The sequence below is a fragment of the Bradyrhizobium sp. UFLA05-108 genome (genome assembly GCF_059803455.1).
Genome location: NZ_JBANAZ010000141.1, coordinates 1 through 6,315, shown reverse-complemented (window position 1 = coordinate 6,315; position 6,315 = coordinate 1). Strand labels below are relative to the sequence as shown.

The 6,315-nt window shown below is 56.1% G+C and carries 6 protein-coding genes; 2 read left to right on the top strand and 4 right to left on the bottom strand.

Translation table 11 applies throughout. The features are described from left to right. Window positions 1-15: 15 nt before the first annotated feature. The gene (locus tag SO140_RS45110) at window positions 16-222 is read right to left on the bottom strand and encodes a hypothetical protein (RefSeq protein WP_449384640.1); all 207 of its coding nucleotides are present in this window, start codon (window positions 220-222) and stop codon (window positions 16-18) included. 495 nt (window positions 223-717) lie between these two features. Continuing rightward, on the bottom strand, window positions 718-1,695 hold the full coding sequence (locus tag SO140_RS45105; protein WP_449384639.1) for a hypothetical protein: 978 nt from the start codon (window positions 1,693-1,695) through the stop codon (window positions 718-720). A 798-nt stretch (window positions 1,696-2,493) separates the two neighbouring features. On the opposite strand from SO140_RS45105, the gene SO140_RS45100 reads away from it, so the two are divergent. Then, a complete protein-coding gene (locus SO140_RS45100; RefSeq protein WP_449384638.1) occupies window positions 2,494-3,537 on the top strand; it encodes a hypothetical protein in 1,044 nt (347 codons plus the stop codon). A 53-nt stretch (window positions 3,538-3,590) separates the two neighbouring features. Here SO140_RS45100 and SO140_RS45095 read toward each other — a convergent pair whose 3' ends face one another. Both SO140_RS45095 and SO140_RS45090 read right to left on the bottom strand, forming a co-directional pair. After that, window positions 3,591-4,604: a COG3904 family protein gene (locus tag SO140_RS45095; RefSeq protein ID WP_498544129.1), complete on the bottom strand. Its 1,014-nt coding sequence runs from the start codon at window positions 4,602-4,604 to the stop codon at window positions 3,591-3,593. A gap of 68 nt (window positions 4,605-4,672) precedes the next feature. Next, the gene (locus tag SO140_RS45090; protein WP_449384517.1) at window positions 4,673-5,416 is read right to left on the bottom strand and encodes a hypothetical protein; all 744 of its coding nucleotides are present in this window, start codon (window positions 5,414-5,416) and stop codon (window positions 4,673-4,675) included. A gap of 163 nt (window positions 5,417-5,579) precedes the next feature. On the opposite strand from SO140_RS45090, the gene SO140_RS45085 reads away from it, so the two are divergent. After that, on the top strand, window positions 5,580-6,315 hold a 736-nt coding region (locus SO140_RS45085), incomplete at its 3' end, for a hypothetical protein (protein ID WP_498544128.1).

Below are 6,315 nucleotides of genomic sequence, written 5' to 3'. Positions count from 1 at the left end.
TAGGCGTATGGTCAGTCATACGCCTATGTCTTCAATCTCCATCACACCGCGCAAGGCGGCCTTCGCCGGAGCGATACCGATAATTTGACCATTCTGATAAATGATTAGATCCAGCTTGCTCGTAACTTCGGACTGCCACGCCCGTGCAGCTGATCGTTCATTGTACTCGTTGATTTTGGCAATAATCGAGGCAATGGCCTGGGCAACGGTAGCGGGATCCATTTCGCACCCCCCGTCGGAGAATTTTAGTGCCAGACTATGTTGAACCGACTCTCGCTCGCAACCTGCTAGCTCTGCGACTTTAAGTCCCGGTAAGTAGAACTCCAACGGTAGTGCCGTAGTCGCAGCTATCTCCGAGCTTCTCGCGGGTACGGACAACCGGCTAACTTATCAGCGTCATCCGGCTAGACCTTCCCACTTTTAACGGGAGGCGAGCGCAAGGGGCGGTGGCGGCCGCTATCGACGAATGGCGGAGAAGTCGGTGAGGCAGTGGTGGTGACAAGATGCGCGAACCTGTTCTGACCCGCGCCAGATCATAACCGTGGCCAGAAGCAAAGCGACGACAACAAGTTTGGCCAACGTGTCGTTGCTCAGCTTCGCTTCTCCTTCGCTTTTCAGTCCAGTCCGACCAGCGGCAGATGTTAGCTAGGTTACTTTGAGCGGACGGCTGACTATGGTCAAGCAGCGTGAGCGTCGCCCTCGGGAGGCCAGTTCATCCTAGACGTTCGAAAGGATTTCAACGCGCTTGCGATGATACTCCTCAGATGAGATCAACCCTTTGTTCAAAAGATCAGCAATTTCATGAAGCCTGGCTTCTGGGGCGGGCAGCAAACTCGCTCGACGCTCATGCTCTTGAATGATTCTTTCGTCTGATGTGCTACGATCAATAGCTGCTTTGCGTGCCCTCTCAATCATGTCCACTAAGGCTTGTGCTCCACACGGAATATCCCGATTCACGAGGATAATGTGAAATCCATAATTTTCCTGATTCCAGGTCAGTACATCCTTCTCGTCTGAGGATTTAGGCACCGTTACGTCACGGACAGACCAAATCATCTCGGAGAACTTTCCGATTGAGGTTACCTTCATCCAATTCATTGTGATCCCCGCCCAATGCGGTCCCAATCGGGTTCGTCTTGCCAGATCCTCTCTTTTGAGTTTTTTTCGGCTTGCCAAGAAAACTTCTAGGTCAATAAGGCCAAGGCCCATGCATCTCATTCCTTGAAGTCTAAAAACCCCGGCCGATGCGAGATTGCTCCAGTCGGCGAAGCCCCAAGGAAACCAATCACCCGATCCACTCAGGCTAACGGGACCTAAGGTGTAACAGGCCAGTAGCAATCCGTTTTTACGAATTTCAAGGAACCCAAAGGGTTGTGTCATTCTTATCAGCCCAAAGATCGCCGACGAGCTTAAAAAGGGGAGTGCAAGAAGCAACATTGGGAGCGCCCAGAAAGGCGTACCCGATGCGTGGCTCACAAGCTTCATTGCCGTGGCGAGTCCTTGATCAATATGAACGAGCACGCTGATGCCAAGGCCGGCAAAGTATAGAGAGCCGACTGCCATTAATACGCACCCGCTCCACTGCACAGTTCGCCAGAGGACTGGAGGTCTGATCTCCACTCGCGTTACAGTATCCTCGGCACAGCCCAGTGGCACTGCCGTTGCGTCGGATGTTGCCGAATTGTCGGTGTCCACGGGCGGCCTCCTTGCCTATCCAACCAGCGACTGGGTAATCCTTGGCATTCTTCGAGGGGCCGCGCGATCTCAGCTTCAATGGCGTCTGTTTACCGGCCTCTATCAGGATAATCGAAGGCATCAATGCATGGGGCGGTCACGAAGAGCAGTTTCCGCTGGCTCGTAGCACGGATAAAGCACCCACAAGCTAATGAGCTTGAACGCTTGTCTGTGTGAGACGGATCACACTTGTCGGGGAACATTCTCCGTGGTGATCGGAAGCGGGCGGCTGTCGTGGCCGTATCGAGCTGCGATGGCGGGACCGGTGAAGCTGCCAGCCGCTGCGGGAGGTCCGACGAGCCTGGAATCGCCGCGCGCTCAAGCCCATTGAATGGCTGCCTCAGTTCTGCTCGATCGAACCCCTCCGCGGTGTGCTGCGAACCGTCGAACACAAGACCGTATCCGGCGAATGACGTTCGAAATTCACAAAAGAAGGCGGAGGGCCGTCACTGCCAAGATAATTCTCAGTGCGGAGGCGATGGTCGAGATCGGCCGGATGGTGCAGTCTGGAGAGGTGACAGGCTGCTGTCTTGCGGCGTTCCAGTCGAGCAGTCAGTTGGCCAACTAGCAACTAGGGCAGGGTGGCTTTGCACGCTCCAGGGCGGCATCGTGAGATGCCGCCCGCAGCATCCACCCGCTCGGTAAATCTGTCACAGAAAATCCCGCGGCTCTCCTTCATTTTGCTGCCGCGAGGACTCGCGTGGGGCTCGACTTAGGATTCGGCTCTTCTGAGCGCATTCCGCGCAAGGAGATGACCAGATGGAAGCAGGTCAAGAGACAGGCGTGCCGTGTATCGACGATGCAAGCTTGAGGCCCAAGATTGAACTACTGACTAATGTTTGCGCCTCCCGCAAAGGCCGCACACCGAGCGCCGCGAAAGGAATGGCGAATGCCGACACTGTCATGACGCGACTGGAAAATGGCGCCGTGTTGAAGGATGCCCTAATGCCTGGGGCCTCCTATGAGGGATGGCATTCGCACTGCAAGTTGCATCCAGAATGGGCAGCTAGAGCCAAGGCTCTGGTCGAACGGAACGCGGAGGCCGGTCGCGCCCGAAGGCTTGAAAACTGCGGTGTTCTCCGGAAACGCGCGCAGACACATTGTTCTCGTGGTCACGCACTCAGCAAAGAGAATACTCGGCTTCGGACGCGGAACGGACGCATCAATCGCGAATGTAAACAGTGCGAACGTGAACGCCAAAAGTCGCGCGGTGCCCCGCTCAAACCTCGAACGATGTTGAAGGTCGTCAGGGCCATGCAACAGGGTGTCCGGTTCGCGGCGCTCAGGAAGATTGTCGACGTCAGTGCGTTCTATCGGACCATTCGCCAAGTGCCAGATTTCGCAGTAGTCCATCACGTCTGGTCGACCAAAGGCGGCGCTGATCGGATGGAACGTGTCGCAGTATTCCACAAAAACCGAAAATCCACGCCGAAAAAGCGGCGCAGCCCGAAGGACCCGCGCGGACTGCCACATCCAGAACTCGTAATGGAAAAGCTCGAGGGCGGGCAGCCGCTCCGCATCGCACTGCGCGACACGAAATGGGCCGGGTATCAGGGTTTCCGTTCGCAGTGTCTCATCGATCCTGAATGGGGCGCGAAGGCAAATGAGCTGGTGGAGAAAAATGCCGAGGCGGGACGCATCCTCAAGCTAACCAACCTTGGTGTCTTCAGGAAGCGTGCTCTGAGGTACTGCCCGCGCGGCCACGAATATGGTGACATCAAGACGCCATGGTCCCTCGATGCACCGATCGGCCATGACACGGACACCAGGCTGGTCAATACTGTGTCTGAAAGTCTTTGGTGAGGTTCGATCAAGGACGCCCGCCGGTTCTAGCTGGCGGGCTCTACGCTCGCCGTCTACTCGTCGGCCACCTTTGACCAGACACCACTACTGTCTTTCATGTCGCGGTGAGAGGTGCCGTTGTCCCAGTTGATGCAAGTTCGAACATCATTGAAATCGTTTAATGTGCATGCTTCGCGCACGATGACCTTGCCGGTCATGTCCTCAACGGTCTTCACAAAGGCGATTTTGCCCTGATTATCGACGTAACTCACCCCTATGTTGCACACCTTTAGCTCGGGTTGGCAGGAGCGGCTGAAGAGCGGTTTGCCGTTATTTTGACTAGCCGATCGTTCCATAGCTCGACTTACGACTTCGGCCCAGGTGGGTGCAGCGGTTGGCTTGTAGGTTTGAGAAGCGGTGACACCCGTATTTGACGGTAACAGCGGCAAGGGCTCCTTTGCTGGGGTTTGCTGCAGGTTGGCGACTGGCGGACCCGATTGAGATGGACGACCCATCATCGTGACGCCCATCGACTGAAGCTCCTGTGGGCTTAGCCAAACCATATCTTGGGGAGATGTGACGACCATCCGACCAATGATCGCGGATGGGACGCCCAGCTCTTTTGCTATTTTGGCCATAGAGACTGTCGCAGCACCGGACGCGGCTGTCTCCTCGCCGTTTTCGCCGGAAGCTCCGTGCACTCCAATTTGGGCGCCGTAACTAGCGTTCTTCGTCGAGCCGGCGGCAAACATCAAAAAGCACGCCGACGCGCAGACTGCTGCCTTGCCAACATTTGTGGATGTCTTGCCATACCTTATGGCGTCGGCGATCTTTACTCCCTCAAGCAAATTGCCACCGGGAGAATCTAGCCTCACGTTTGCAACAAACTTCCCAGAATCGTTCGCTTGGCGAACTGATTGGAAGAACTTATCGGCGTCGCCGGAAATAATTTCTCCAGTGATCCAAATAGTTGCTTGGCCGGACTTGCCAATCCCAACTTTGACCTCGGCAGCTTCGCTATGGCTCGAGAATCCTGCGATCAAGAGCAACATAAACGCGATCGAATCCGCCCCACGTCGAATAATCATTTTGGATGGCCCCCCATTGCAGGATATTGTTCAGCAACATGGAGGCGTGCGCAATAGCAGACCGGCCACTAGTCGGCGTAATTGCCGTTAAGGCAGAAATCCATGATGGGCCTGCCGTCGTCATCCACTTGGGGATTTGTAGCATCGTACTCGAAGCAGAATGCGGTTCGATGGACCTCATCCAGAGTGCGGTATACGAAACAGCCAGCGATCAGAATTAAGTCCGTTCCGTTCGTCACCGATTTGGTTATGAGGGTGCTGCTTTTCTTGATCTGATATGGCGTGAAGGTCTGCCTGCCCGGGAAAATCGTCAACTGGCTCCCGTTCGGCTGCCTTTGCTTGCAATCCTCGACGTGTCTCTTTGCGCGCTCGGCGCGATCGGCGGCCAAGTCTCTGTTGAACGAATAACTGTCAGGGTCGTAAAAAACATCCTGGGCGGGCTGGCGCCCGGTGTTTTGGTATTCGAGGAAGAACTGTAGGGGCTTCCCGACCGCGGGCTTTTCACTCAGGCGCATCGACACGGGACCGACCCAAGCTCTGTCGGCGCGCACAGCGTTGCGAGCGCTGTTGTACGACACCCACAGAGCGGTGATCGCCGTTAAAACAGAGGCTGCGCTGATACACACCGCAAAACGCTGGTAGCGCGTTTCCCTCCGGTGCAGCCAGTCGCGCGCGTCGGTAAGCTTTTCCTCGTCTGTGTAGATGCTGTTTTCTACCCGGCGCCGAAGCTGATCGACGCCTACCGCTTCAAATTCTTTCCAGTTGTCGCGGCGCCGCCGTCGCCGATCCAGCCGCGCCCGAAGCCAAGCCATCGTATCCCCAGCTCTGTTTCACCGGCAACTTGCCCGCAACCGCAGGGCGAGCGCAAGGGGCGAGCCAACATGTTAGCCGTGGATCGTCATGGTTGAACCATTGACCTGCCGCGACTCAGGAGCCGCCTTCGCCAGCGCATGTCTGCGTTTAGTGGAGGGGCCAATGGGTTTGAAAGATCCGGACCAGTTCATGGCCCGTTTGCGGATGGGCTATACGATGAGGGCAGTAACTAGCGGGAAAGGCACCCCGGACGGCAAGCGTGTCCGTGGATTGGGGACGAGGGAGGGGTTTGAAGCCCATTGTCGGGAATTTCCTGAGTGGGGCCGCAAAGCGGCCGCGCTTCTGAAACAGAACGCGGACGTAGCCCAGAAGAGAAAATGTAGCAAGCTAACCCACTGCAAACGCGGTCACCTACTGGCTGGCAACAACCTAGCCTATAAGCGAGATTCGAAGGACGGAAAGTTCTATCGGTACTGCAAGGCTTGCCATCGATTGCGCGGAACGTGGGGCCCCGAAATGACGCCTCAACAAGAGCAAGAGGTGATCAAGGCGGCAAAGGCCGGTATCATCATCGAAGCGATTACACGAGGGACGCTTCAACGCCCCAAGATATGCAGTTTCCTAACTCTTAAGCACCGGCGCATCGCCAATCCGGAGTTGGATCGTATCATCATCGCGAACGCTCGTAATCCTCTTTCGAGGAGGCAGTTAATGCGCTTCCAGATCGTGCCAGCGAACGCGGCTTTTTTCAGCCTCACCGAGCCGCGACCAGAAATTCCCCCGTTCGAGCTGAGACCTGGCGACTACGAATGGATACTTTCGCTGGTCGGCTGGAAATTTCCGTACGACATGCGGCTGGATATCGCCCAAGATGTGATTGAGGCGTTGCTGCTGCGAT